Below are 24,538 nucleotides of genomic sequence, written 5' to 3'. Positions count from 1 at the left end.
GCCTGCCGCGCAAACGGGGCTGATCGATCGTCAGGATCGGTCAGCCCCTTAATTTTGCACATGATCTTTACGCCAAAACCTGCAAACTTTCCGGACAACCGGAGGACACTTCCTTGCCGCACTGGCTTCAGTTGATGCTGGATTCATTCGGCCCGCTCTTATGGGCGGCCGTGGCGTTTACAGCCCCGCTCACGCTGCTTTCCTTCGTGTTCGGCCTGACTGTCGGGTTGATCACCGCGCTTGTCAGGCTGTTCGGCCCCGCGCCGCTGGCTGCCATCGCGCGCTTCTATGTCTGGATCATTCGCGGCACGCCGCTTCTGGTGCAGCTGTTCCTGATTTTCTACGGCCTGCCGAATGTCGGCATCGTGCTCGACGCATTTCCTGCCGCGCTCATCGGCTTCACGTTGAATGTCGGCGCCTACAGCTCGGAGATTGTCCGCGCGGCGATCGGCTCCGTGCCCAAGGGCCAGTGGGAGGCAGCCTACTCCATCGGCATGAGCTGGTCGCAGGCCATGCGCCGCACGATCCTGCCGCAGGCCGCGCGCGTGGCCGTGCCGCCGCTATCCAACACCTTCATCTCGCTGGTCAAGGACACTTCGCTTGCCGCCGCGATCACCGTGCCGGAGCTTTTTCAGGCGGCGCAGCGCATCGTTGCCACCACCTACGAACCGCTGATCCTCTATATCCAGGCGGCGATAATCTATCTGGGCCTGAGTTCCATCCTGTCGGCCCTGCAGGTCAGGCTTGAGCGCCGCCTCGGGCGCTATGGCGGCTTTATCGAGGCGCGCGCATGATCGGCCTGGAAAACATCGAAAAGCGCTTCGGCGACGTGGTCGTGCTGAGAGGCGTGACGGTATCGATCGAGGAAGGCAGCGTCACAGCCCTCGTAGGGCCGTCAGGCGGCGGCAAAAGCACCCTGCTGCGCTGCATAAACCTGCTTGAAATCCCGACCTCGGGAACCTTGCGGCTCGGCGATGAACAGCTGGTCTTTCATCCCGGCCAGCGCGTGCCGCGCGATGCGATCCAGCGCATCCGTCGCCAGACCGGAATGGTTTTCCAGAGTTTTCAGCTCTTCCCGCACCGGACAGCGATCGAAAACGTGATGGAAGGGCTGGTCACGGTGCTCAAATGGCCGACCGACAAGGCGCGCGCGCGAGCGATGGCGCTTCTGGAAAAGGTCGGCATGGCTCACAAGGCCGATGCATGGCCGGCAACGCTTTCGGGCGGCCAGCAGCAGCGCGTCGCCATTGCGCGCGCGCTCGCGCCCTCGCCCAAGGTTCTGTTGTGCGACGAGCCGACCTCCGCGCTCGATCCGGAACTGGCGCAGGAGGTCGTCGATGTCCTGGCGGAGCTTGCCAAGGAAGGCACGACCATGGTGATGGCGACGCATGACCTGCGCCTCGCCTCGACCATCGCCAGGGAAGTTGTGTTTCTCGATGGTGGCGTGGTGGTGGAAAAGGGTCCGGCACGGCAGGTCTTCACCAATCCCGAGCACCAGCGCACAAAACGCTTCATCGCGACGCTGACGCAGGAAGCCGCCAGGGGCGGCCATGGTTGAAGGAGCTTAGTGTCGCCGGGCGTGGACCAGATATCCGTCGACGGTGGTCTCGCCGAGCCATTTCAGGGCTTCGAGCCGGTGCAGGCCTTCGATCAGCACGTAACGCTTGCCGTCGTGCCGCACCTGGATTGGCGTTTGCTGGCCGTTTTCGACGATGCTCTCGGCGATCAGCCGTACAGTCTCCGGATGGAGCGTCTTGCGACGTGCGGCGGGCACGTAGATTTCGTTGATCGGAATTTTCCGAGAAATGAGCATGGACCGGCCTGCAAGGGGCACCGTGCCCCGGTTGCATGATTAGCGTATTGCGGGATGTTGTCCATTGCCCAGCGCCAGGGCCCAAAACTTCGTCGGGGAAGGTGCTCGACCGGCAGACTTCATGTCACGCTCGGGCCGAACCCCTTCCCCTCCGAAGGCAGCATAACTGCCTCATGCAAAGCCCCCTGTCTTGGATTCAAGAACCCCTGCCTTGCGCTCCTAACAATGCAATCGCCGTGCCAATTCGAATTTGATGCCGCAATTGCCGAAAATGCGCGGTTTGCCGCGGGGATTTCGCCGACCCGCACCGTATCGGGTCACAGCCGTGCCAACCTGCCTGGATCGTTTTGGGACAGATGCCACAGACTGGCACAGGTGTTGGGCGTGAAAAGTATGCCATGCCAACTGGTTGGCATGGCATTTGGCACAGGCGTCAGCCCGCCTCGGCCACCACGTCAGCCGAAAAGCGCAGCTCCCGCATCGGCCTGACCTTGCGCGTAGTCTCGGCATAGACCGGATGAGCCTTGTAGGCCGCGAGTGCTGCTGCATCGGCAAATTCGGCATAGACGACCAGATCGATCGCATCGCAGAGCGGATCAACCTTTGTGTTGACCGTCACCTCGAAGTGGCTCGAATGCGGAATGGTGCCGAGCGCGAGCAGACCGGAACGAACGGCCTGCACGTCCTGCCCTTCCTTGGTGCTGAAGAATACGATGTGCCGGATCAATGCCGCCTCCTTTATCTGCGAGGCGTCTTTTGGGTCGCCGCAGCGGGCGCGTCAATGCAAATCGAGCGGGTACGCGGCCAGGTTGGCTGCGTCACGTAGCATCAGATCGAATTGTCCGCCCGATACGTCTCGACAAGCCCGACCACCGAGGCCCGGGAGGCCGGTCGGTGGCCGCGCAAGGGACAAATCCGCGCCTTCAAGGACCGTCTCGCAAGAATTTTCGCACCCCTCGAGCATGTGGTTGGGCATGTCTTTGGCGCCGCAAGCGAGGCCAGCCCGTACGCCACAAGGCTTTGTTAAACGGCGTACACATTCGTGTGATCGCTGCCCTGAGTCGCCTCGCACCGTGTTGAAGCTCAGCCGGCTTAATTTTCGCGCCGGCTTCCCCCATATGGGCACCATTGGTTGTGAGAGCCGAGAGGGTCCTCCCCAAGTATTCCTCCGGGCACGTTTCATAATGAGCACGCCCATATTTTGCAGGTGAGGCGCAGTTACATGACTGCACTTCACCTAACCTCTCGGCGCGCTCGCAATCATGCATAACATTGGAGACTAACAATGAAAAAGACCATTATCGCCCTGACCGCTGTCGTCATGACTGCTGGGGCAGCTTTCGCCCAGGCGCAGCCGAACACGATGCGCGACGCCGCTCCTGCGTCCGTTGTCGTCAACCGTTCGCTCAACGCGGACTACTCTTCGAGCGCTCCGGTAACCGCGCCGGTCGGTGCGACCAACCAGCAGGAACGCGCGAAGATCATCGAGCAGCGCGGCAACAATCACTAACCGCAGCGGCTTTGATCCAGCCGGAATCCCGCTGGATGAAAAAACCGGTCATTGATGCGGAAAATCCCGTAAGATCATGACACTAGAGCGCCCTTCGCGTGCATCGTTCGGATGCCTGGCGCTTGCGGAGACGGCTACTCCTCCCAGGCCGTCTCCTCCCTTCCCCGACCCGCCTGCTCCACTTCGACCCCTTGGACACACGGACACGTGACGCTCTGTGATCCGAGCGTCGCGACGGATTGATTTGTGGCTGGATGGCACAAAGCCTATCTTATTAGAGAACGAAGATAGGAAAAATCTCCCAGACTTATCTTCGTAATTCTGTGTCGGCTCGACGCCTGGTTAAGGCCACGACTTCGAGCGACTAAGAAAACGGAGAATATCCATGAAAAAGCTCATCATCCCCCTCGCTGCAGTTCTTGTGGCGTCGAGCGCCTCTCTGGCTATGGCTCAGGAATATAACCCGCGTTTCGGCGATGCAGCACCGCCCGTAAATGTAGTACGCCCGCCGGTAAACTATGGCGGCGTCGCTGGCTTTGGCGCAGCGCCTCGGTACTATGGCATCCGCGCTTATGGGCCGCATCGAACCCATGTCGTGCACAGGGTCGGTCACTACGGCATCCATGCGCCGTATCATCGATACTATGGCTTTGGCAGGGTCGTTCGCCATGGGCCGCGTTACTATGGCTTTGGCGCCGGGCCTCGGTACTATGGCATAGGCGCCTATGGGCCGCCCATGTACTATGGCATGGGCGCTTATGGCATCGGCGCTGGCATGGGCGGCGGTGTCGGCTTCGGCGGCTTCGCCACCACCACGCGCAATATGCGCGGTGGCGACGCAGCACCGTCCTCGATCATCGTGAACCCGCAGAGTGTGCAAATCAGCCGCTGAAGCATGATCCGGATAAATTGCCGACTTTTCGGACAAGATCATGCTTCAGGAACAAACGTTTGGAGCGAGATAGCGATTTAACGCGAAGTCATCTCGCTCCAGGCTACCTTTCTGTCATCTCCCAGATGAAAAGGGCGGCAGATCATTCTGCCGCCCTTCTCTTATGCTCTTTTCCAAACGCGCCCCGGTGGGCCGGAGCGGTGTGAAAACTCGGTACCACTCAAAGAATAATACGGAATTTCGCGAACCCGTCAGCGCCATCGCCGGCCGCTTCGATCTTCACGCCCTGGACCTGATCGAGGAACTGCTTGGCCTTCGGGCCGGTTTCGAAGATCACCGTCGTGCCCGGCATCGGCGCGAACGACCAGTTGCCGTCGGCCGACGGATTGATGGTCTTCTGCTCGACGATGTAGCGGACAATCACGTCGCGGTTGGTGTCCGGGGCCTCGAAGATGATCTTGGACGCGTTGATGTCCGGGAAATTGCCGCCGCCACCGGCGCGGTAGTTGTTCGTGGCGACCACGAATTTCGCTTCCGGATCAATGGGTTTCCCATCGAACATGAGATCCTTGATGCGGTTCGACGAGGCGTTGGCGACCCCGCCCTTGGCGTCGTATTTCGGCGCTTCGGACAGGTCGATCTTATAAGTCACGCCGTCGATGACATCGTAATTGTAGGACGGGAAGTCCTTGTTGATGAGCACCTGGTCGGCCTTGCCGGGTTCGATGTGGTTGAAGATGCCGGCCGACATTTCCAGCCATTCCTTGACCTGCGCGCCAGTGACCTCAACCGCCCGAACTGTGTTCGGGTAGAGATAGAGGTCCGCAACGTTCTTGATGGCGATGTCGCCTGCCGGCACGTCTGTGTAGTAGTCGGCACCGCCGCGTCCACCGGCCTTGAAGGGTGCTGCGGCCGAAAGCACCGGCAGGTCTTTCCACTTCGGTTCCTTCAGCAGATCCTTGATGTACCAGGTCTGCGCCTGGCTGACGATCTGCACCGACGGATCATCGGCAACCAGCGCGAAGTAGGAATAGAGCGGCGCAGAGGTCTTGCCGACCGGGCGGCGCACATAGGCGAGCGTCGCCTCGTGATCTTCCTTGAGCACATCGACGAGGCGGCTGTCGTCCTCGACGAGCGCCTTGTTCTTGTTGTAGACGCGTTCATAGATCGGCCGCGCCTCGGAGGTTGCCGATGTCACGCGCCACTTGTTGCCGTCGCGCTCCAGCAGAAGGTCGACCAGGCCCATATGCGAGCCCCAGAAGCCGCCCATGACGGCGGGCTTACCCTGCAGCGTGCCCTTTTCGGTGTCCACACCCTCGAGCCCCTGGAAATCCTTCTTGCCCGGAAACACCAGATGCTGGTGGCCGGTGAAGACTGCGTCGATGCCTTCGACGCCGGCCAGGAAGAACGAGGCGTTCTCCATCAGGTCGCTCTGCTTGGTGTCGATGCCGGAGTGCGAGAGCGCAATCACGATGTCCGCGCCCTCCTCCTTCATCTGCGGCACCCAGGCCTTGGCTGCCTCGACGATGTCGCGCGTCATCACGTTGCCGGTCAGGTTCTTGGCGTCCCAGATCATGATCTGCGGCGGCACGAAGCCGATGACGCCGATGCGGATCGGATGTTCCTCGCCCGCACCATCCTTGATCTTCCTGTCGAGGATCACATAGGGCTTGAGATAGAGCTTGTCGTCGCGCGGATTGGAGGCGAGCTGCGTGCCGCGAATGAGGTTGGCGCAGACGAAGGGGAAGTTCGCCGAGGCGAGCACCTTGTCGAGGAAGGACAGGCCGTAGTTGAACTCGTGGTTGCCGAGCGTCGAGCACTCGTAGCCGAGCAGGTTCATGCCCTTCATGATCGGGTGAACGTCACCCTCCTTGAGGCCCCTTTCGTAGGCGACGTAATCGCCCATCGGGCTGCCCTGCAGAAGGTCGCCATTGTCGATCAGCATGCTGTTGGTGGCTTCCTTGCGCACGGCATCAATCAGCGAGGCGGTGCGGGAAAGGCCCATCGTGTCGTTCGGCTTGTCGGCGTAGTAGTCGTAGGGCAGCACGTTCACATGGATGTCGGTGGTCTCCATGATCCGGAGATGGGCCTGGTTGGCCTGCGCGCGCGCCGAAAAGGGATGCAGCATTACCAGGGCGCCGACTGCGGCAGAGCCAGCCAGAAATGACCGACGGGTGATCGATTGAAGCACCTGCGACATGAGTTTTCTCTCCTGCGGAATAGGGTTCAAAAAATCGACGTCGAAACCGGGAGTTTCGCGCCGAATTTTTCGCAAGTCCAGCAGGTGCCGATGACAGGGGAATGACGAAGGCCGGCCAGCGCGCGTCAGGAGATCGGTTCCGCACAGATCAAGTCAGGCAGTGCGTTGCGCAACCTGCGAACACCTGCCGGACCTGGCGGAGAGCGATCAGCTCAAGCGAGCTCGGGCTTCATGCCCAAGGCCGTGCGGTCGATAATCTCGCGCAGCGCAAAGGAAGAGTTGATCTTGGTCACATGCGGCATCGCCGACAGCCATTCCTTGTGGATGCGCTCGTAATCGGCGAGGTCCTTGGCGGCGATGCGCAGGATATAGTCATATTCCCCCGACATCAGGTGGCAGGACAACACGTTGGGGCATCGCTTGATCGCCGCTTCGAAGTCGGACAGCGTCTTCTCGAACTGTCCCGACAGCGAAATATGCACGATTGCCGTCATCTGGTGACCCAGTGCGGTATTGGACAGTCGCGCATGGTAGCCGCGGATGACGCCGCTCTTTTCGAGATTGTCCAGACGACGCGAGCATGCCGATTGTGACAGTCCGACCTTCTCGGCCAACGCGGCATTTGGAATGCGTCCATCCTTCTGCAAAGCATCGAGAATAGCGATATCAATCCTGTCCAGGGACATTTTTCGTCTTTCCTGCGAAGAAATGTACTTTTCGTGCAAAAAGTACCTATTTTAAGGGCACACAGCAACCCATTTCGCAAGGATGCACGACCGATTCTGTGATTTCATTGACGTTACCCTAGCGTAAAGGGAAAAAACAGCGGAGGACCCAAATGCGCGTCGGATGCCCCAAGGAAATCAAGAACCATGAATACCGCGTCGGCCTGACCCCAGGCGCAGTACGCGAATATGCCGCCCACGGCCACGAAGTTCTGGTCGAGACGGGTGCCGGCGCCGGTATCGGCGCCGACGACAACGCCTATCGCATTGCCGGCGCAACCATCGCCAAGACGGCCGAGGAGGTCTTCGCCCGGTCCGACATGATCGTCAAGGTGAAGGAGCCGCAACCCAACGAATGGGTGCAGCTGCGCGAAGGCCAGATTCTCTACACCTATCTGCATCTGGCGCCGGATCCGGAACAGACCAAGGGCTTGCTGGCCTCCGGCGTCACCGCCGTGGCTTACGAAACGGTGACCGACGATCGCGGCGGCCTGCCGTTGCTGGCGCCGATGTCGGAAGTCGCCGGCCGCCTGGCCATCCAGGCTGGCGCGACCGCGCTGCAGAAGGCCAATGGCGGACGCGGCGTGCTGCTTGGCGGCGTCCCCGGCGTGCCGGCCGGCAAGGTTGCCGTCATCGGCGGCGGGGTCGTCGGCCTCAACGCGGCCAAGATGGCGGTCGGCATCGGTGCGGAAGTCACCATCCTCGACCGCTCCATTCCGCGCCTGCGTCAGCTCGATGACATCTTCAACGGCCGCGTGCGTACCCGCTACTCGACCGTCGAAGCGCTCGAAGAAGAGTGTTTTTCGGCCGATGTCGTAGTCGGCGCCGTGCTCATCCCGGGCGCTGCCGCGCCCAAGCTGGTCTCGCGCGAAATGCTGTCGGGCATGAAGAAGGGTTCGGTTCTGGTCGACGTGGCAATCGACCAGGGCGGCTGCTTCGAGACCTCGCATCCGACCACCCACGCAAACCCGACCTATGAGGTCGACGGCATCATCCACTATTGCGTGGCCAATATGCCGGGTGCAGTGCCGGTCACCTCGGCGCATGCGCTGAACAACGCAACGCTGCACTACGGCCTGTTGCTGGCTGACCGGGGCCTGAAGGCGCTGATCGATGAGCCGCATCTGCGCAACGGCCTCAATGTGCACAAGGGCCGGATCACCAACCGCGCGGTTGCCGAAGCGCTCGGCTACGAGATGGCGGAGCCGAAGGCGGTACTTGCGGCCTGAGAATTCAAGCTATCGCCCACAAAGCAAAATCGCCGGCTTCGTCCGGCGATTTTTTTGCGGAAGGAACCTGGAATGAAAAAGGGCGGCGAACTAGATTCGCCACCCTTGGGACCCGAGCCCGTACCCACAAGGGCTCGTTGGAGTAACCCGCCGGCTCAATTCATCGGCGGCGCCGCGTCGCCGTCACGAGAGTTGAACTGGGTGCCATAGTGCTGAGCCTGGATGCCCGCGGTGCTCGTGAAGTCGACGCGCGACTGCGGCTTGACGATCTTGACCTCAGGCGCCGTGTCACCCGTGGTGAGAGCCTGCGCCTGCGCATAGGTCTCGTGAACAACGTTGTGCGGATTGACAATGACCGAAGTCGGGGCCGAGTCAGCCAGGGCTGCGCCAGATCCAACGAGCACTGCCGCAAAAGCAAAAAGCAACTTTCTCATTTTCCGTCTCCTCAATAATAATATCTCTCGTCACCCAAGACGAAGACTTCGTAGAAACGCTTGGCGGCACTCAAAATCTAATAAACTCTTTCATCCGCCATCTTTTGACTTTTGCATGTGACCGCTATTGTCAAAAAACTTGCTTTCGTAAGGAGCATTTCATCCGACACTACTTAGATAGTCGGCTTCCCAAACACGTACCAATCACAAGAGTGCGACGCTGTCACAAGCCGCCATCACGGGCGCGTGTAAATCGTAAACAACTGAAAAATATCGCTCTTCTGAGCTGAAAACGAAAAGGCCCGCCGATGGAGATCATCGGCGGGCCTTTCTGGAGGCAGTAAATCAGGCGACTGTCAGCGCAAGAAATCGTCTATGCGCCGCAAGGTTACGCGACGGTTCTGCCAGTTCTCTTCTTGCGTCTGTATAAGCAGATATTCTTCGCCGTAGCCGACCGTTTCCAGCACATATGGCGGGATGCGGAATTCACGCGCCAACACGCGCTTCATGGACTCTGCACGACGCTCCGAGAGTATCTGGTTGGACTGGGCCGAGCCGACGGCATCGGTGTGCCCCTCGATCAGGATTCGCGTATGCGGCCGCCGACGAAGCAGCCGCTCGACAGCGTTGGCGATCTGCTCGACCTTGCCATATTGCGAATAGGGAACCTCTGCCGAGCCGAACTCGAAGTTGATCGCCTGGATGTCGATCGACGGCGCCATGCGGCGCAGCTCCGGCCGCCGCTTGAACTCGCGCACCGTCACACGCTGGTCGCGACGCAGCTGGCGCTGCGGTGCAGCTTCCAGCCTGCGCTCGATCTGCGAGGCCGACGGCATGGCATTCTGCGCCGATGCGACCGCCGGAAAGGCGATCAGCGCGACCATGGCGGCAGCGAAGTGGCGGCGATTGAGCATTAAGTGGTCTCCTTCAGCATTGGCACGAAGCCATCTTGATGGCCGCGTACATGCCCTCCGCAAGCTGAAGACTTGATGAACAAGTCCTTCAGCCAGGGTTGCCGAAACTGGGGAGACGGAAAGCTCAGGCTGCGGCGTCCGTCCGGATCACCTGCGCCTTGGCGGCAAGCGATTTGGTGGCGTCGACCGTTTCCTGGGCCGCGTACCAGTAGCGGTCCTTCAACTCGATGTTGAACAGCACGCCCTCGGGGAATCGGCATTCGGCCATTAGCGTGTCCCAGGGGATGTCGCCCCAGCCAACCGGCAGATGCAGGTCGCCATGACCGTAGGCGAGACGCTCGCCTTCGTCATACATCCAGATGTCGTCCTGGCGGCCAAAACTGTCATGGATGTGCAGGTGACGGGCATAGGGTGCCAGAGCCTTGATCTCTTCGACGAAGCGATCACGTCCGCCGTCGAAATCGAGCTGCAGGTAGGAATGGCTGAAATCGAGCGTCGCCATGACGTTGGGATGGCCGATCGTCTCGAGTTCGGCCGCAAGCCGCGACGGCCACGACGCATGGATCTTTCCATCATGACCGCCGAATAGCGTCTCGACGCAGAGCACGAGATTGAGCTGCCTGGCAACGTCGCCTGCCTTGGCAAGATATTCGCGCTGCCGGCCGTAGGCAGCCTCGAGACCGTCGGCCTGCTGCACCGGCGCCAGACCCGAATGGATCACATAGTGCTCTGCGCCCACCTCGGCGGCCACTTCCAGCGAGGCCTCCAGCACGTCCATGTGACGCGGCAGACGGTAGGGCTCGTCCATGAAGTTGATTCCCAGCGGCCCGTGAACCGAATAGCCGACGTCGCGGCCGGCACAGGCGCGTTTCAAGGCCTCCAGTTGCGGACGGCGAATACGTCCCCCGACGACCACATCCATGCAAAAGGTCGGCAACTCGATTGACTCGACGCCAAGCCGCTCGATCATGTCGAGTTCATCGGCGAAGTCGGAAAGGTCTGCCTGTCTCTTGTGGGCCGAAATGCCGGTGCCGAAGACGCCGTTGGGGAGCATGAACATATCCTTCAACTGGTGGCCGCATAACGGCGGCCGATTGCCGGGACAATGTTTGATTCTCGTGTCAGCCTGTCGACATGCGTATGAAGCTTTGCTGACAAGTGGAGCGAGGGCAAGAGCGCGCAAGGACGCCGCAGCGCCCCTGCCCTCATCGATAGTTCAAGCCTTTACCAGGCCACGCGCGGCACCGTTGCGAGCGGGCATCGGGCTGCGTTCACCGGCAAGCCGGCGTCCCGTAGCGGCATCGAACAAATGGACCTCCGACGGCTCGGTCTTGAACTGCACAGGATCGCCGGGCTCGAAATGGAACTCGCCCTCGACATGGGCGACGACCGTCTGGTCGCCGACAGTGCCATGTACGAGCCGCGCCGAGCCGAGCTCTTCGGCGAAGTCGAACGCGCCTTTCAGGCCGGCATTCGCAAGCTCGACATTCTCGGCCCGGAAACCGGCCGTGATCGGTCCCGGCGTTACAACCGGCCAGCGCTCGCGGTCATAGGCAAACTCCTGGCCATCCGGCAGGCGCACGACGCCGGCGGCCGGATCGACGGTGCCCGACACCATATTGAGGCCGGGCGAGCCGATGAAGCCCGCCACATAAGTGGACTGCGGGCGATTGTAGATCTCGCTCGGCGCGCCGACCTGCTCGACGACGCCCTTGTTCATCACCACGATACGATCAGCCAGCGTCATCGCCTCGACCTGGTCGTGGGTGACGAACAGCGTGGTCGTGCCCAGCCGCTGGTGCAACTTGCGGATTTCGACGCGCATCGCAACGCGCAGCCGCGCATCGAGGTTGGAGAGCGGCTCGTCATAGAGGAAGACGCGCGGCTCGCGGATCATCGCGCGACCCATGGCAACGCGCTGGTGCTGGCCGCCCGAAAGCTGGCCCGGCTTGCGGTCCAGGAATTCCGAAAGGCCGAGCGGGCCGGCGACCTCTTCGACGCGGGCGCGGCGCTTTGCCTTGGAAACGCCAGCGATCTTCAAGGAATAGCCGATGTTCTCGGCCACCGTCATGTGCGGATATAGGGCGTAGTTCTGGAACACCATAGCGCAGCCGCGCTCGCGCGGCTCGAGCTGGTTCACCACCTTGCCACCGATCTCGATTTCGCCGGCGGTGATGGTTTCCAGGCCAGCAACCATGCGCAGCAGGGTCGACTTGCCGCAGCCCGAAGGGCCGAGGATGACGATGAACTCGCCGGTGGCGATGTCGAGGTTCACGCCGTGGACGACTTCGTTCTTGCCATAGGATTTGCGAACATCTCGCAACACGATTTCAGCCATCGTTGTCGCTCCTATTTGTCAGTTGAGATGAGGCCGCGCACGAACCAGCGCTGCAGCAGAATGGTGACGAGTACCGGCGGCGTCAGCACGATGAGGTTTGACGCCATCGCGATGTTCCAGATCGGCGGGTCGCCGAAAACCGGACCGGGCACGACCTTCTGAAGCTGCATGGTCGCCGTGGCGTAGTTGGCCTGGTCGGTGATGACGAGCAGCGGCCACAGATACTGGTTCCACGACCAGACGAACATGATGGTCGCCAGCGCGGCCATGTTGGTCTTGGAAAGCGGCATCAGCACTTCCAGGAAGAAGCGGATCGGGCCGGAGCCGTCCATCTTGGCTGCTTCCGTCAATTCATCCGGAACGGTCAGGAAGAACTGCCGGTAGAGGAAGGTGCCGGTCGCGGTTGCGATGAGCGGCAGGATCAGGCCCGAATAGGAATTGAGCATGTTCCATTCCGGCAGGCCGATCGACAGGCCGAACAGGTTGAGGATTTCGCGGTAGGGCCTCAGCACGTCGGCGGCGACCGCGTAGGTCGGCACGATGCGGACCTCCAGCGGCAGCATCAGCGTGATGAAGATCAGCCAGAACATCAGCGTCCGCAGCCGATAGTTGAAGTAGACGATCGAGAAGGCGGAAAGCGATGCGATCAGGATCTTGCCGCCGGTGACCCCGACGGCGACGATCATCGAGTTCAGCATGACGCGGCTGAAATTGCCCTGCACCCAGGCCGTCGAAATGTTCTCGAAGAAGTGGGAACCCGGCAAAAGCGGCATCGGCACCTGGTTGACCGTGTGAAAGTCATGCGAGGCAGCGACGAAAACGATCCAGAACGGTATCAGCAGTGCAATGAGGCTGACGATCAGCAGGACATGCGTGAAGGTGTCGAGAATGGGGTTGCGTTCAACCATGGCAGCGCCTCCTCACGAATAGTGCACGCGCCGCTCGATGAAGCGGAACTGGATGAAGGTCAGCGCGATGATCAGCAGCATCAGCACGATGGATTGGGCGGCAGCGAGCGAGTAGTCCTTGCCCCGGAATCCGTCGAAATAGATCTTGTAGACCATCACCTCCGTTGCCCGGGCGGGGCCGCCGGCGGTGGTGATATCGACGATGCCGAAGGAATTGACGAAGCTGTCGGTGATATTGATGACGATGAGGAAGAACAGCGTCGGCGTGATCAGCGGCAGCTGAATGTCCCACATGCGGCGCAGAACGCCCGCTCCATCCATGGCTCCTGCTTCCGAGACCGTGCGCGGGATCGACTGCAGCGCGGCGAGGAAGAAGATGAAGTTGTAGCCGACCATCATCCATGCCTGTGCCAGCACGATCATGATGAAGGCGTCATTGCCGTTGAATGCCGGGTTCCAGAGGCCGGGCCAGATGCGATTGACGACCGAGACGAAGCCAGCGTCGGGCGAGAAGATGAATCGGAAGGCAAGACCGACAGCAGGTGCTGCCAGCGCATAGGGCAGGAAGAAGGTGAACTTGTAGACCTGATGCCCCGCCAGCCTGCGGTCCACGAACAGCGCCAGCAATACCGCAATACCCAGCGACAGCGCTGTGGAAGACAGGCCAAACAACAACGAAACGCGTACGGAATCCCAATATTTCGGATCGGCAAAGACCGTCTGGAAGTTGAGCCAGCCGACCCATTCATTGGTTCCGCCGAAGGGGGGCTCGAGCGTGACCGCCCAATAGAGCGCCTCGCCGGCAGGCCAATAGAAGAAAGTGAAAATCAGCAACATCTGCGGCGCGATGAATGCGGCCGCCAGCCAGAGATTTGAAAAGGTGGCGCGTTTTTCCACGGGCAAAAGCCTCCGATACCTGCAGCCTCAAATGCGGCGCCGCCCTTTCAGGCGGCGCCATTATTTCCGAAGAACCGGATGTCAGTTCCGGCTCAAGGCAGGGTCTTGCCCTTGAAGGTCTGCTCGTAGCGACGCAGGATCTGGTTGCTGCGGTCGGCTGCGGCGTCGATGGCTTCCTCGACGGTCTTCTGACCGGCGAAAGCAGCTTCCAGCTCGGAGCGGGTTTCGGCGCGGATCGAGGTGAAGTTGCCGAGACGGATACCGCGGCTCAGCGGGGTGACGTCCGAAGCGGTGAGCGACTCGATGGCGACTTCGCGGCCACGACGCTTCGGGTCGTTGTAGAAGCCTTCGGACTTCAGCAGTTCGAAGCCGGCGGTGGTGACCGGGATGTAGCCGGTGTTTTCGGCGATGTACTTTTCGCCGGTGTCCGGAGCGGTCACATACTTCAGGAAGGCGGCGGCAGCCTCGTACTCTTCCTTCGACTTGCCTTCCATCACCCACAGCGAAGCGCCGCCGACGATGGAGTTGGTGCGCTTGGAAGCGTCAATGACCGGCAGCTTGGCGACGTCCCAGTTCAGGCCGGCGACCTGCGTGTTGTGGACGGTGCCGTGGTTGGCGATCGACGAGGTGGTCGAAGCGCAGGTGCCGTCGGCGAAGGACTGGATCAGGTTCTTGCCGGTCTGATTGGTCTGGATGCGGGCATAGCCGGCGTCCATCCAGGCCTTGAAATCCTTCATGTGGCCGACGAAGGCGGTCTTGTTGAAGGCAGCTTCGGCGCCGAGGCCGCCGTAGCCGTTGTCGAGCGTGGCGAGCGGGATACCGTTGATGGCGGAGAACTGCTCGAGGTTCATCCAGCTGTCGAAGTCGAAGGCAAAGCCGCAGTCAACGCCGGCAGCCTTGAGCGCCTTGAGGTCTTCACCGAACTCGGCCCAGGTGGCCGGCGCCTTGTCCTTGCCGATCTTGGCCCAGGCGTCCTTGTTCCAATAGAGAACGGCGGTCGAGGAGTTGTAGGGGAACGACCACATCTCGCCCTTGGAGGTGGCGTAGTAGTTGGCGATGCCCGGGAAATACTTGCTCCAGTCGACGTCGAAGCCGTAGTCCTTGGCGAACTTGTTGGCCGGGTAGATCGCGCCCGACAGCATGAAGTTCACGGTGCCGGCGTCATAGATCTGGACGATGGTCGGATGCTGCTTGGCGCGGAAGGCGGCGATGGTGTTCTGCTCGGCCTTGTCGTAGCCGCCCTGCCCAACGCAGACCGCCTCGTACTTGTCCTGCGACTCGTTGAAAAGCTTGCAGTGGTTGGCCACGACCTCACCGAGGTCGCCCGTCAGACCGTACCAGAACTCGAACTTCGTGCGTTCGGCAGCCGAAGCGCCGGTCGCGAAAGCCGTGGCAGCAATCGCGAGAAGAGCCAATCTTTTCATCGTTATCTCCAAAAGAATATCTCGCGAGCACGACGCCCGCTGAGGCTTCCTCTAGAGAGGCTGGATGACGCTAAAATCTCGGTCAGATGACAGGGAGAAGACATTTGTGGACGAAGCCGGCAACGGCACAAAATTTCGCCGTTTTCGTCCCGATCGGCACATCGGCCCGCCGCACTTTCAAGATGCGGCGCACCTATCGGTGGCCGGAAAGTTTCACGGCCGCATGACGCTGGCCGAGCGCTCGGCAAAGGTCATGGTCCGCACCAATTCCTGCTTCTGCCCGACCGGCGAAAAGCCGAGTTTTTGATAGAGCGGCAGTGCGGCCGGATGGTCCATGGTGCAGGTCTGCACGGACACGTGTTTGGGCTTGTACGACCAGGCGGCCTCGATTGCCGCGCCCAGGAACCAGCGGCCAATGCCCTGCCCGAGCGCATGCTCCATCATGCCGAAATAGGCGAGTTCCACCTCATCGGGCAGATGCGGCTTGATGTCGAAAAAGCCGGCCGGCGCGCCGTCGAGATAGAGCACGCGCACATCGCGGTCCTCCCGGTGCAATCCCGCCGCAAGCTCCTCGTCGTCCAGCCGCAGCGCATTGACCCACTGCCATTTCCGACCGACGCGATCGATCAGGTAGCGATAGAAATGCAGCGGGACCGATCGCGCCCGCAGAAGCGCGATCTGCTTGTTGACCGGAAGCGGCGGATAATAGGCCGGCGGCACATGCATTTCGAGAAAAGTCACAGTGACCGGGATGGTCTTGGCCTCGTCTTCGTCGATCATTTTCATTCCTAGTCTCTGGCCTAGTCTTTGGCCACCGGCGTGTCGGCCTGCGCGCCCCATTCGGTCCACGAACCGTCATAGAGCCGGTTGTTGGTGTGGCCCAGGCTTTCAAGCGCAAGCGTGATCACCGCCGCCGTAACGCCCGAACCGCAGGACGTCACCACCGGTTTGCTGAGGTCGATGCCGGCGCCCTCCAGCACTTCCTTAAGACGCTCGAGTGGCAGCAATTCGCCATTCTGCGACAAAGCCGAATAAGGCACGTTCCTGGCGCCCGGCATGTGGCCGGCGCGAATGCCGGGGCGCGGCTCCGGATCGGTTCCGGCAAAACGCCCGGGCGAGCGCGCGTCAGCGATCTGACTGGAAGCCGTCTCGACGATGCTGCGCATGTCTTCGAGGGAAGCCACGCCAGAGGCGTCGAAATTGGGATAGAAGACGTTGGGGGCGGTCTTCGTCGGCTCCGCCGTCACCAACCGGCCATCGGCTCTCCAGCGATCGAAGCCGCCGTCCAGCACATAGACCTGATAGACGCCCATGGTTCGGAACATCCACCAGACGCGCGGCGCGGAGAAGAAGCCCGGCCCGTCATAGACCACGATCGTGTCGTCGGCGGAAATGCCCATGGGGCCTACATGCTGGGCGAATATTCCGGGGCGCGGCAGCATATGAGGCAGGTTCGAGTCCGGGTCGACCACCCGGTCGAGGTCGAAGAAGATGGCGCCCGGAATATGCGCCGCATCATATTCGGCGCGCGCATCGCGCTTTTGGGCCGGAAGATACCAGGATGCATCGACGATCGAGAGCCCTGGCGCCCCCAGTCTCGATTGCAGCCAATCGGCATCGACTACGAACGGGCTGGTCTCGGGCATCTCTCACTCCCCTGTTCTCGGCCTACCACTTGAATGAATAGGTAGCAGCTGGCGAATCCGCAACAGGTTCAGACTATACCAAGAAGGCCGGCGAGGTCTTGTTCGAGCACAAGGCGGGCTGTGTCCGCAGAGGCTCAGGCTTACACAATTCTGTCATTTTTTGATCAGCTGCATCTTGCACCTACGTGCAAAACATCCCACTTCGGGCCTGCTTGGGGTGAAGATGCGGTACGAAGAAGGCAAATAAGTGTGATCAGACGGATTTGGCGAAGCTATACCACCCCTGACAATGCCGACGCTTATGAGCGGCTTGTCGAGAGCTTGATATTTCCTGCCGTCGAGGGGCTTCGGCTCCCCGGGTATCAGAACATGGAGCTTCTGCGTCGCGTTTCGGACGAGGAGGTCGAATTCATCTGGGTGATGACTTTCGACGGCCCTAAGCGGCCGTCTCCGCAGAAAGCCGAGGCCGACGACACAGTTTCGGTGCCCCGCGCCGCCCAGGAGCTTCTGATCCGCTGGGACGAACGCGCCACCTTCTACGAAATGCGCCAGGCGCTCCCTCAGACCTGAGCGCAAACTCCCCCAGCGGCGCGTCTACTGCGCCGGCGGCGGACCGAAGCGGATGCGAAAGCGGCGGTTTTCGCGTCCCTTCTTCTCGATCTTGCCGATGTGAATTTCGCCGACCTCGCCCGTGCTGCGCACATGCGTGCCGCCGCAGGGCTGGCTGTCGATGACGCCATTGTCGCCGATGCAGACGAGCCTAATCTGCCCGGTGCCCACCGGCGGGCGGACATTCTTGGATTTTACCAGCCCCGGATTGGCGACAAGCTCGTCATCGGTGATCAACCGGGTGAACACCGGATGGTCAGCCTTGACCAGTTCCATGAGGCGGGCGGTGACTTCTTCCTTGTTGAAGCCAGTTTCCGGGATATCGAAATCGACGCGTGAATCGTCCTCGGCGACCGAAGCGCCGGTGATCGGGAACGGGCACACCACGGTCAGCAGATGGCAGGCCGTGTGCATGCGCATCAGAAGATGCCGGCGCGGCCAGTCGATCGATAGTCCCAGCTTTTCGCCCGGCTCCGGCAACGCTTCGCCGGCCGCCGGCACGTGGATGATCTCATTCTTGGTCTCGCCCGTAATCGTTGCGGCAATCGCGATACGGCTGCCATCGGTCCGGATCAGAAAACCGGTATCGCCGGGCTGACCGCCGGAGGTTGCGTAGAAATTCGTGCGGTCGAGGATGATGCCGCCGCGGTCGTTGATCGCGACCACGACCGCATCCGTCTCCGCGAGATACGCATCGTCGCGGAAAACTGTATTCGTCGTATGGGCCACTAGGCGACCTCCTCGAAAGGCACTGAAATATCGGGCTGTCGATCCATCCATTCGGGAATCGGCAGGTCCTTCGTCCGCAGGAAATCCGGATTGAAGAGTTTGGACTGATAGCGCGTACCATAGTCGCACAGGATCGTCACGATGGTGTGGCCAGGGCCGAGCTCGCGGGCGAGGCGAATGGCTCCGGCAATGTTGATGCCGGTCGAACCGCCGAGGCAAAGCCCCTCTTCCTGCACCAGATCGAAGATGACCGGCAGCGCCTCGGCATCGGGGATCTGATAGGAGAAATCAGGCGTGAACCCTTCGAGATTGGCCGTGATGCGCCCCTGCCCGATGCCTTCGGTGATGGAGCTGCCCTCGGCCTTGAGTTCACCGGTGGTGTAGTAGCTGAAGAGTGCTGCGCCCAGCGGGTCGCCGAGCGCGATCTTCACGTTTCGGTTCTTTTCCTTGAGGCCGATTCCCACGCCGGCCAGCGTGCCGCCGGTGCCTACGGCCGAGACGAAGCCGTCGACCTTGCCGTCGGTCTGCGCCCAGATCTCCTGCGCGGTCGTACGGATATGGCCGTCGCGGTTTGCGATGTTGTCGAACTGGTTGGCCCAGATCGCGCCGTTGGGGTCGGACTTTGCCAGTTGTTCGGCAAGGCGCCCCGACACTTTCACATAGTTGTTCGGGTTCTTGTACGGCACGGCCGGAACCTCGATCAGCTCGGCGCCAAGCAGCCGCAGCGCGTCCTTCTTTTCCTGGCTCTGCGTGTCGGGAATGACGATGACGGTGCGATAGCCCAGCGCCTTGGCGACGACGGTGAGCCCGATGCCGGTATTGCCAGCCGTGCCTTCGACGATCACTCCGCCGGGCTTCAGCAGGCCCTTCTTCTCGGCATCCTGGATGATGAACAGGCCGGCGCGGTCCTTCACCGACTGGCCCGGATTCATGAACTCGGCCTTGCCGAGGATTTCGCAACCGGTCTCTTCCGAGGCGCGCCTCAGCCGGATCAGCGGTGTATTGCCGATTGCGTCGATCACCGAACGAAACATGGGAAATTCCTTGTCTTTATCCCAAGACAGTAAAAACCGCCGGGCATGCTTTCAAGGCATGAATTTGCGCGTTCAATGAACAATGAGCCCGCTACGTTCCCGGTTGCCGCGGCAACGCGCAAATGAATGGCTCGCCAAAGCCCCGGCAGGATAAAAAACATGCTGCGCCGTAAGCCGCGGGACCAAGCCATCTCACCTCGCCGCCAGAAATACGCTTGGCGCCGATTCTGGAAATCTGTAGTTGAAGGGGGTTGATTCGGCCGCGTCCGCTGCCTCATATCGCCCCACCAGGCCGGCGCTGGCACTTCATTCTGGAGGTTTCCGCCTTGGGGCGTCGCATCGTGATCGCAATCCTTATTCTGCTTGTCGCGCTTGTCCTGCTGTTCATCCTGGGCCCGCGCGTGCCCGCCGATACGAGCGTGACTTTCGACCCGAGCGTGATCGGGGACGATCCTCAAGCCTATCTCGAAAGAACTGAAGGCAAAGTACCCGGCATCCGCGACGGGCTGGAGAAGGAGATCATCTGGGCCGATCCGATGATCCATGCCAAGACCCCGATCTCGATCGTCTACATCCACGGATTTTCCGCCTCCAAGGGTGAGGTTCGCCCCTTGCCCGACGAAGTCGCCAACGCGCTCGATGCCAACCTTTTCTACACGCGCCTGAAAGGCCACGGGCAGGACGGCGCGGCGATGGCCACCGCCAGCGTCAACGACTGGATCAATGACTATGCCGAAGCCATCGCCATTGGCCGCGAGATCGGCGAGAAAGTCGTGGTCATCGCCACTTCGACCGGCGCGGCACTGGCCGTCGAGGCAGCCTCAAGATCCGGCGCATCCGAAGGCGTCGCTGCAATGGCTTTGATCTCGCCGAATTTCGGTGTCCGAGCCGCCGGCTCGGAAATACTGACGATGCCCTGGGGCAAACAGATTGCCCAGTTGATTGCCGGCAAGGAACGCAGTTTTACGCCGCGCAACGCGCTGCACGAAAAACTCTGGACGACGAGCTATCCGACCAGCGCCTTGCTGCCCATGGCAGCCTTGACCGACCTCGCCCGCAAGGCGCCGGTGGAGAACGTCAAGATACCGACGCTCTTCATCTTCTCGGATTCGGACCGCGTTACCCGGCAGGACCTGACGCGCGAAATCGCCGCGCGCTGGGGCGCCTATCATGAGCTGGTTCCGGTCGAGGCCACCGGCGACCCAGACAATCACGTCATTGCGGGCGACGCGATGTCGCCCTCCACCACGCAGTTCCTTGCCCAGCGGATCGAAGTCTGGATCAAGGCTATGGTCGACTAAAAAAGAACGGCCGGGGCATCGCCCCGGCCGTTCTTCTTCTCAACGCTTATCGGGCGAGCCGTCAGGCAGCGCGCGTCGCCGGCTTGCGGCCGCCAAACCCTTTGCGCTTGCCGCGAAACGGCTTGCGGCTCATGGGCTTGTCGCCGCCATTTTCGCCCGCGGCCTGCTTCTTGCCAAAACCATTGCGCGACGGCTTCTGGCCCTGCGGGCGCTGCTGCTTTTCACCACGCGGAGCAGCGCGATCATTGGCTGCTTCCATCGGCGCACGCGCGCCGGGCGCGCGCGGCGCGGACTGCGGATCGGGCTCGCCGAGATGGTCGGCCGCGACCGGCAGCTTCATGCGGATGATCTTTTCGACCTGGCGCAGCTTGGCGTTCTCGGCCGGGTCGCAGAGCGTGATCGCGGTGCCGTCGGCGCCATTGCGGCCGGTGCGGCCGATGCGGTGCACATAGCTTTCCGCCTCGTCAGGCAGGTCGAAATTGATCACATGGCTGATGCCCGGAACGTCGATGCCGCGCGCGGCGATGTCCGTGGCAACCAGGATGCGCACCGAGCCATCGCGAAAACCGTTCAGAGCCTTCTGACGGGCATTCTGCGACTTGTTGCCGTGGATAACCGCAGCTTCGAAGCCGTCGCGCTCGAGGTCGCGGGTCACGCGATCAGCACCATGCTTCGTGCGCGCAAAAACCATCACCTGCCGCATCGCTTCATCGGCCAGCATGGTGGAGAGGATTTTGCGCTTCTGCTTGGTGCGGGCCAGCACCACGCTCTGCTTGATCTCGGCAGCGGTCGTGCCCTGCGGCGCAACTTCGATGCGGACAGGCTTCTTCATCACGCCTTCGGCGAGTGCGGCGATTTCCTCGGGCATGGTCGCCGAGAACAGCGCCGTCTGGCGGTCCTTGTGGGTGGCCTTAGCCAGCCGCTTCACGTCATGGATGAAGCCCATGTCCAGCATGCGGTCGGCTTCGTCGAGCACCAGGAAGCGCGTATCGGAGAGGTTCACCTCACCCTCGCGCACGAGGTCGGTGAGACGGCCGGGCGTGGCGATCAGAACGTCGACGCCGGGCGCCATCTTCTTGACCTGGCTGAAGCGCGACACGCCGCCAAGCACCAGTGCGGTGGAGACATGCAATCCCTTGGTCAGCACCCGGATCGTGTCTTCGATCTGCACGGCAAGCTCGCGCGTCGGCGCAAGGATCAGCGCGCGCGCCGTCTTCGGCAGGCGCTTCGTGCCAAGGCCGATGATCTTGGTCAGGATCGGCAGGCTGAACGCAGCCGTCTTGCCCGAGCCCGTCTGGGCGATGGCCAGCACGTCTAGCCCGTCGAGAAGCGAAGGGATGGCCTCGGCCTGGATAGGCTTCGGCTGATCAAAGCCCGCCGCAGCGGTGGTCTTGAGCAGCGGGCCGATAATTCCAAGTTTGGCGAAGCCGGTCAGCTCCGCAGTGTTTTCAATCGTCAATTTGTTCTCTTTCACGCGGCCTTGGCCGCAAGCAATGATCGCGGCAAGGCGCTACCTGCCGGCGAAATGATCTTATGGAAACGACAAGGCGGCGAGCTGAAACAAAGCTCGCACGGTTGCGCTGTCGTGCCTGCAGACTCCATGTCCACAGGGCTTTTCTCCATTGACCAATCGATCAAGAGGGAGAAATCAGACGCAACCTGTCCCATCGAAGGGGAAAGCCGGAAGGCCGGCCCAAGCGCCTTATGGGGCCGCATATGGCCGATCTGGCCTAGAAAAGCAACCAAATTAATGTTGCAGCGCAAAATGGACGCCGCCGGCAATGGTCGAACGTCAGGCTGCCCGCTTGCCAGAAATGCCCGAAACGACGCGATCGCGCCCCTGCTCCTTGGCGACGTAGAGGTTCTCGTCGGCCAGTTGCATCAGTTCGTCGAGCGTCTGGCCCTGGTCGCGCATGGCAATGCCGATGCTGACCGTAACCAACACGTCATCAAGACCGACGGCCGGCCCTATACGGAGGGATCGCTTGCGGATCCGCTCGGCCACCTTGAGGGCATTCGCGAGATCGGCATGCGCCAGGTAAATCCCGAACTCCTCACCGCCGAGCCGCGCGGCCACGTCGCCGCCGCGAACGCAGACGGAAATAACGTCGCCGAACTCCCGCAGCACTGAATCGCCGGCGGCGTGGCCGAAGCGGTCGTTCAGTTTCTTGAAGTGGTCGACGTCGACATAAAGGAAAGCACCCTCTCCCAGTCCCTTGATGGCAGTCTCGCACTCGCTGAAGAAGGTGCGGCGGTTATAGAGGCCGGTCAAATCGTCTATCCGCGCCACGCGATCGAGTTCCACTGCCATCTGACGCAATCTTACGTTCTGACCGAGGAAGAAATAGGCAAGCGGATAGCCGACAATGATCACGATGATGCTCGTCAAAACGATGTCGAGCAGATAGCGGTCGGAAAAGAAAATGCCGTAGAAAATCGTCGTCAGAAGGTCGGCGCCAACAAGCGCAAGGAACACGATCACCGAAGCCTGTCTGAACACCGACATCGCCTCGAACTTGCGCATAAGCGAGATCGCTTCCAATCTTCGCATAAGCGAATTCACACGCACTTGAATTGCCCCCGGAGATCCCAACGAGGGCCAACTACCCCCAATACGTGAAGATTGTGTGCCGCCCGACGCTTCTGGACTAATTTTCCGCTGCCGCCGCAGCCAGGGACTGGAGCGCCAGGACAGTGTTCCAGTTGCGGGCTGTCATGGGCACGCGCAGCGTTCGCTCTAACAGCGCCGGCAGGTTCGATTTAAGCAACCCCTCGGGCGTGTAGAGATACAGCACCCTCCCCTTGATCGCATATTCGCCTGCTACCCGCTCCTTGCCAGCCAACTCGTCGATGCTCGCGGCGCCGGGCTCGGTGTCGAGAATGTAGGCGTGAAGGTTCTTTGGGAGGTTGAAATCGGGAAACGGGTTGGCAACGATGATCTCGCTCCATTCGGCCGTGTCGCGAACGATAATGTGTGGCGCGAAACCAAAACGGGCCTTCACGGCCTCGCCGATTGTCATCGCCAGACTGTCATTGCCCGCTTCGGGGGCACGAAACACGACATTGCCGCTCTGCACGTAGGTTTGCGAACTGGTAAAGCCGAGTTCGCCGAAGAGCGCCTTCAGCTCGGCCATCTTGATGATGTTGATGCCGCCGACATTGATGCCGCGAAACAGCGCGATGAATGTTCTCACCAAAACTCCGATTGCTGCTGCTATGAGGGAGTGAGGAAATTCACCTGCCCCGTCGCCACATCATGCATGGCCGCAACGATGCGCAACTCGCCCTTGTCGGTGAGTTCCTTGAGGATCGAGCTTTGCGACAAGAGGTCCTCGATTCCCATCCGGGCGTTCGTTTCCGCGACGGTCTGGACGAGCCGCTTGTCCTTGGAACTGTGCTTTTGGCCATCCGCCGCGGCCTTCACCGCAGGTTCGATACGCTCCAGGAGGCCGGTCAGCTTTCCGAGGTGAACATCGTCGATTGCGCCCTTCACAGCGCCGCATTCGCTGTGACCCAGCACGACGATCGCACGGGAACCGACAACCTGCGTGGCATATTCGAGGCTGCCGACGATGTCGTCATTGATCACGTTGCCGGCGACGCGGACGCTGAAAATGTCGCCAATGCGCTGATCGAAGACGAGCTCGGGAGGCACCCGGGAATCCATGCACCCCACGATCGCGGCAAATGGCGCTTGTCCGCCAGCCGTTTGCTTGACCTGGGCCATCAGGTCGCAATTGATGGTCTTGCCGTCCACGAAGCGCTGATTGCCGGCCTTGAGCAGCGCGATAGCCTGGTCCGGAGTGATTTCCTTCTGTCGCTCCGGCGTGAACACCGCACAGTCGGATGTCTGTGCTTGGCTTTCGGTTGCGGCAAATGTCGCGACGGCCGCAAGCGGCAGGCAACGGCAGAAAAGACGACGCGTCAGCATGGAT

The 24,538-nt window shown here is 61.2% G+C and carries 26 protein-coding genes; 7 read left to right on the top strand and 19 right to left on the bottom strand.

The genetic code is table 11. From position 1 onward, the window contains the following. Positions 1 to 113 precede the first annotated feature (113 nt). Together M2281_RS17380 and M2281_RS17375 are read left to right on the top strand one after the other, a co-directional pair. Positions 114 to 794: an amino acid ABC transporter permease gene (locus M2281_RS17380; protein WP_280822425.1), complete on the top strand. Its 681-nt coding sequence runs from the start codon at positions 114 to 116 to the stop codon at positions 792 to 794. Beyond that, positions 791 to 1,558 (top strand): amino acid ABC transporter ATP-binding protein, encoded by a 768-nt coding sequence (locus M2281_RS17375; protein WP_280822424.1) that lies wholly within the window; start codon positions 791 to 793, stop codon positions 1,556 to 1,558. Before M2281_RS17380 ends, M2281_RS17375 begins: the two co-directional genes overlap by 4 nt. A 6-nt stretch (positions 1,559 to 1,564) precedes the next feature. Here M2281_RS17375 and M2281_RS17370 read toward each other — a convergent pair whose 3' ends face one another. Together M2281_RS17370 and M2281_RS17365 are read right to left on the bottom strand one after the other, a co-directional pair. Then, positions 1,565 to 1,813, bottom strand: coding sequence for a ParB N-terminal domain-containing protein (locus M2281_RS17370; protein ID WP_280822423.1), 249 nt, complete (start codon positions 1,811 to 1,813; stop codon positions 1,565 to 1,567). A gap of 433 nt (positions 1,814 to 2,246) precedes the next feature. Next, the gene (locus M2281_RS17365; protein ID WP_280822422.1) at positions 2,247 to 2,540 is read right to left on the bottom strand and encodes a Dabb family protein; all 294 of its coding nucleotides are present in this window, start codon (positions 2,538 to 2,540) and stop codon (positions 2,247 to 2,249) included. 558 nt (positions 2,541 to 3,098) lie between these two features. Here M2281_RS17365 and M2281_RS17360 point away from each other — a divergent pair. Then, on the top strand, positions 3,099 to 3,323 hold the full coding sequence (locus M2281_RS17360) for a hypothetical protein (RefSeq protein WP_280822421.1): 225 nt from the start codon (positions 3,099 to 3,101) through the stop codon (positions 3,321 to 3,323). A gap of 385 nt (positions 3,324 to 3,708) precedes the next feature. Continuing rightward, on the top strand, positions 3,709 to 4,215 hold the full coding sequence (locus tag M2281_RS17355; RefSeq protein WP_280822420.1) for a hypothetical protein: 507 nt from the start codon (positions 3,709 to 3,711) through the stop codon (positions 4,213 to 4,215). 220 nt (positions 4,216 to 4,435) lie between these two features. Here M2281_RS17355 and M2281_RS17350 read toward each other — a convergent pair whose 3' ends face one another. Continuing rightward, on the bottom strand, positions 4,436 to 6,415 hold the full coding sequence (locus M2281_RS17350; protein WP_280822419.1) for a bifunctional 2',3'-cyclic-nucleotide 2'-phosphodiesterase/3'-nucleotidase: 1,980 nt from the start codon (positions 6,413 to 6,415) through the stop codon (positions 4,436 to 4,438). A 212-nt stretch (positions 6,416 to 6,627) separates the two neighbouring features. Beyond that, on the bottom strand, positions 6,628 to 7,101 hold the full coding sequence (locus tag M2281_RS17345; RefSeq protein WP_106722402.1) for an Lrp/AsnC family transcriptional regulator: 474 nt from the start codon (positions 7,099 to 7,101) through the stop codon (positions 6,628 to 6,630). A gap of 152 nt (positions 7,102 to 7,253) precedes the next feature. Here M2281_RS17345 and ald point away from each other — a divergent pair, with 152 nt between their 5' ends. Next, positions 7,254 to 8,369: an alanine dehydrogenase gene (ald, locus tag M2281_RS17340; RefSeq protein WP_280822418.1), complete on the top strand. Its 1,116-nt coding sequence runs from the start codon at positions 7,254 to 7,256 to the stop codon at positions 8,367 to 8,369. A gap of 155 nt (positions 8,370 to 8,524) precedes the next feature. On the opposite strand, the gene M2281_RS17335 is transcribed toward ald, so the two are convergent. The 9 genes from M2281_RS17335 to sseA all read right to left on the bottom strand — a co-directional run bounded on the left by M2281_RS17335 (position 8,525) and on the right by sseA (position 16,930). Then, positions 8,525 to 8,803 carry a hypothetical protein gene (locus M2281_RS17335; RefSeq protein ID WP_280822417.1) on the bottom strand — a complete coding sequence of 93 codons (279 nt, stop codon included), beginning with the start codon at positions 8,801 to 8,803 and terminating at the stop codon, positions 8,525 to 8,527. Positions 8,804 to 9,159: 356 nt separating this feature from the next. Further along, positions 9,160 to 9,717, bottom strand: a complete 558-nt coding sequence (locus tag M2281_RS17330) for an OmpA family protein (RefSeq protein ID WP_280822416.1) — start codon at positions 9,715 to 9,717, stop codon at positions 9,160 to 9,162. Between the two features lie 124 nt (positions 9,718 to 9,841). Beyond that, complete coding sequence (locus M2281_RS17325; protein WP_280822415.1) at positions 9,842 to 10,771, bottom strand: sugar phosphate isomerase/epimerase family protein; 930 nt, start codon at positions 10,769 to 10,771, stop codon at positions 9,842 to 9,844. Positions 10,772 to 10,933: 162 nt separating this feature from the next. Next, a complete protein-coding gene (locus M2281_RS17320; RefSeq protein WP_280822414.1) occupies positions 10,934 to 12,055 on the bottom strand; it encodes an ABC transporter ATP-binding protein in 1,122 nt (373 codons plus the stop codon). An 11-nt stretch (positions 12,056 to 12,066) separates the two neighbouring features. Beyond that, on the bottom strand, positions 12,067 to 12,963 hold the full coding sequence (locus M2281_RS17315) for an ABC transporter permease subunit (RefSeq protein WP_280822413.1): 897 nt from the start codon (positions 12,961 to 12,963) through the stop codon (positions 12,067 to 12,069). Positions 12,964 to 12,975: 12 nt separating this feature from the next. Continuing rightward, positions 12,976 to 13,860 (bottom strand): carbohydrate ABC transporter permease, encoded by an 885-nt coding sequence (locus tag M2281_RS17310; protein ID WP_280822412.1) that lies wholly within the window; start codon positions 13,858 to 13,860, stop codon positions 12,976 to 12,978. Between the two features lie 92 nt (positions 13,861 to 13,952). Beyond that, complete coding sequence (locus M2281_RS17305) at positions 13,953 to 15,284, bottom strand: extracellular solute-binding protein (protein WP_280822411.1); 1,332 nt, start codon at positions 15,282 to 15,284, stop codon at positions 13,953 to 13,955. A gap of 213 nt (positions 15,285 to 15,497) precedes the next feature. Beyond that, the gene (locus M2281_RS17300; RefSeq protein WP_280822410.1) at positions 15,498 to 16,064 is read right to left on the bottom strand and encodes a GNAT family N-acetyltransferase; all 567 of its coding nucleotides are present in this window, start codon (positions 16,062 to 16,064) and stop codon (positions 15,498 to 15,500) included. Between the two features lie 20 nt (positions 16,065 to 16,084). Next, entirely contained in the window at positions 16,085 to 16,930 is an 846-nt protein-coding gene (gene sseA, locus M2281_RS17295) for a 3-mercaptopyruvate sulfurtransferase (protein WP_280822409.1), read from the bottom strand. Positions 16,931 to 17,179: 249 nt separating this feature from the next. Between sseA and M2281_RS17290 the strand changes: the two genes are divergently transcribed. Continuing rightward, positions 17,180 to 17,500 carry an antibiotic biosynthesis monooxygenase gene (locus M2281_RS17290; protein WP_280822408.1) on the top strand — a complete coding sequence of 107 codons (321 nt, stop codon included), beginning with the start codon at positions 17,180 to 17,182 and terminating at the stop codon, positions 17,498 to 17,500. A gap of 24 nt (positions 17,501 to 17,524) precedes the next feature. On the opposite strand, the gene M2281_RS17285 is transcribed toward M2281_RS17290, so the two are convergent. Both M2281_RS17285 and M2281_RS17280 read right to left on the bottom strand, forming a co-directional pair. After that, complete coding sequence (locus M2281_RS17285; protein ID WP_280822407.1) at positions 17,525 to 18,268, bottom strand: alanyl-tRNA editing protein; 744 nt, start codon at positions 18,266 to 18,268, stop codon at positions 17,525 to 17,527. Then, entirely contained in the window at positions 18,268 to 19,302 is a 1,035-nt protein-coding gene (locus M2281_RS17280; RefSeq protein ID WP_280822406.1) for a cysteine synthase A, read from the bottom strand. The genes M2281_RS17285 and M2281_RS17280 overlap by 1 nt, the downstream gene beginning before the upstream one ends. Positions 19,303 to 19,628: 326 nt before the next feature. Here M2281_RS17280 and M2281_RS17275 point away from each other — a divergent pair, with 326 nt between their 5' ends. After that, positions 19,629 to 20,603, top strand: coding sequence for an alpha/beta hydrolase (locus M2281_RS17275; RefSeq protein WP_280822405.1), 975 nt, complete (start codon positions 19,629 to 19,631; stop codon positions 20,601 to 20,603). Positions 20,604 to 20,664: 61 nt separating this feature from the next. On the opposite strand, the gene M2281_RS17270 is transcribed toward M2281_RS17275, so the two are convergent. The 4 genes from M2281_RS17270 to M2281_RS17255 all read right to left on the bottom strand — a co-directional run bounded on the left by M2281_RS17270 (position 20,665) and on the right by M2281_RS17255 (position 24,534). Continuing rightward, the gene (locus M2281_RS17270; RefSeq protein ID WP_280822404.1) at positions 20,665 to 22,062 is read right to left on the bottom strand and encodes a DEAD/DEAH box helicase; all 1,398 of its coding nucleotides are present in this window, start codon (positions 22,060 to 22,062) and stop codon (positions 20,665 to 20,667) included. A gap of 333 nt (positions 22,063 to 22,395) precedes the next feature. Continuing rightward, positions 22,396 to 23,154, bottom strand: coding sequence for a GGDEF domain-containing protein (locus M2281_RS17265; protein ID WP_280822403.1), 759 nt, complete (start codon positions 23,152 to 23,154; stop codon positions 22,396 to 22,398). Positions 23,155 to 23,251: 97 nt separating this feature from the next. Further along, positions 23,252 to 23,797: a DUF1697 domain-containing protein gene (locus M2281_RS17260; RefSeq protein WP_280822402.1), complete on the bottom strand. Its 546-nt coding sequence runs from the start codon at positions 23,795 to 23,797 to the stop codon at positions 23,252 to 23,254. A gap of 20 nt (positions 23,798 to 23,817) precedes the next feature. Beyond that, positions 23,818 to 24,534 carry a carbonic anhydrase family protein gene (locus tag M2281_RS17255; RefSeq protein ID WP_280822401.1) on the bottom strand — a complete coding sequence of 239 codons (717 nt, stop codon included), beginning with the start codon at positions 24,532 to 24,534 and terminating at the stop codon, positions 23,818 to 23,820. Between the last annotated feature and the right edge of the window lie 4 nt (positions 24,535 to 24,538).

The organism is Pseudaminobacter soli (ex Li et al. 2025), from assembly GCF_029892515.1.
Taxonomy (GTDB): Bacteria; Pseudomonadota; Alphaproteobacteria; order Rhizobiales; family Rhizobiaceae; genus Pseudaminobacter; species Pseudaminobacter soli_A.
This window is presented reverse-complemented; position numbering and strand designations above follow the sequence as displayed.

Bases quoted from the DNA above. Each gene is read 5' to 3' on its own strand.
- M2281_RS17370 (WP_280822423.1), bottom strand. From the start codon at position 1,813: ATGCTCATTTCTCGGAAAATTCCGATCAACGAAATCTACGTGCCCGCC.
- M2281_RS17305 (WP_280822411.1), bottom strand. From the start codon at position 15,284: ATGAAAAGATTGGCTCTTCTCGCGATTGCTGCCACGGCTTTCGCGACC.
- sseA (WP_280822409.1), bottom strand. From the start codon at position 16,930: ATGCCCGAGACCAGCCCGTTCGTAGTCGATGCCGATTGGCTGCAATCG.
- M2281_RS17280 (WP_280822406.1), bottom strand. From the start codon at position 19,302: ATGTTTCGTTCGGTGATCGACGCAATCGGCAATACACCGCTGATCCGG.
- M2281_RS17300 (WP_280822410.1), bottom strand. From the start codon at position 16,064: ATGATCGACGAAGACGAGGCCAAGACCATCCCGGTCACTGTGACTTTT.
- M2281_RS17350 (WP_280822419.1), bottom strand. From the start codon at position 6,415: ATGTCGCAGGTGCTTCAATCGATCACCCGTCGGTCATTTCTGGCTGGC.
- M2281_RS17375 (WP_280822424.1), top strand. From the start codon at position 791: ATGATCGGCCTGGAAAACATCGAAAAGCGCTTCGGCGACGTGGTCGTG.
- M2281_RS17255 (WP_280822401.1), bottom strand. From the start codon at position 24,534: ATGCTGACGCGTCGTCTTTTCTGCCGTTGCCTGCCGCTTGCGGCCGTC.
- ald (WP_280822418.1), top strand. From the start codon at position 7,254: ATGCGCGTCGGATGCCCCAAGGAAATCAAGAACCATGAATACCGCGTC.
- M2281_RS17355 (WP_280822420.1), top strand. From the start codon at position 3,709: ATGAAAAAGCTCATCATCCCCCTCGCTGCAGTTCTTGTGGCGTCGAGC.
- M2281_RS17320 (WP_280822414.1), bottom strand. From the start codon at position 12,055: ATGGCTGAAATCGTGTTGCGAGATGTTCGCAAATCCTATGGCAAGAAC.
- M2281_RS17265 (WP_280822403.1), bottom strand. From the start codon at position 23,154: ATGCGAAGATTGGAAGCGATCTCGCTTATGCGCAAGTTCGAGGCGATG.
- M2281_RS17330 (WP_280822416.1), bottom strand. From the start codon at position 9,717: ATGCTCAATCGCCGCCACTTCGCTGCCGCCATGGTCGCGCTGATCGCC.
- M2281_RS17315 (WP_280822413.1), bottom strand. From the start codon at position 12,963: ATGGTTGAACGCAACCCCATTCTCGACACCTTCACGCATGTCCTGCTG.
- M2281_RS17335 (WP_280822417.1), bottom strand. From the start codon at position 8,803: ATGAGAAAGTTGCTTTTTGCTTTTGCGGCAGTGCTCGTTGGATCTGGC.
- M2281_RS17325 (WP_280822415.1), bottom strand. From the start codon at position 10,771: ATGCTCCCCAACGGCGTCTTCGGCACCGGCATTTCGGCCCACAAGAGA.
- M2281_RS17360 (WP_280822421.1), top strand. From the start codon at position 3,099: ATGAAAAAGACCATTATCGCCCTGACCGCTGTCGTCATGACTGCTGGG.
- M2281_RS17345 (WP_106722402.1), bottom strand. From the start codon at position 7,101: ATGTCCCTGGACAGGATTGATATCGCTATTCTCGATGCTTTGCAGAAG.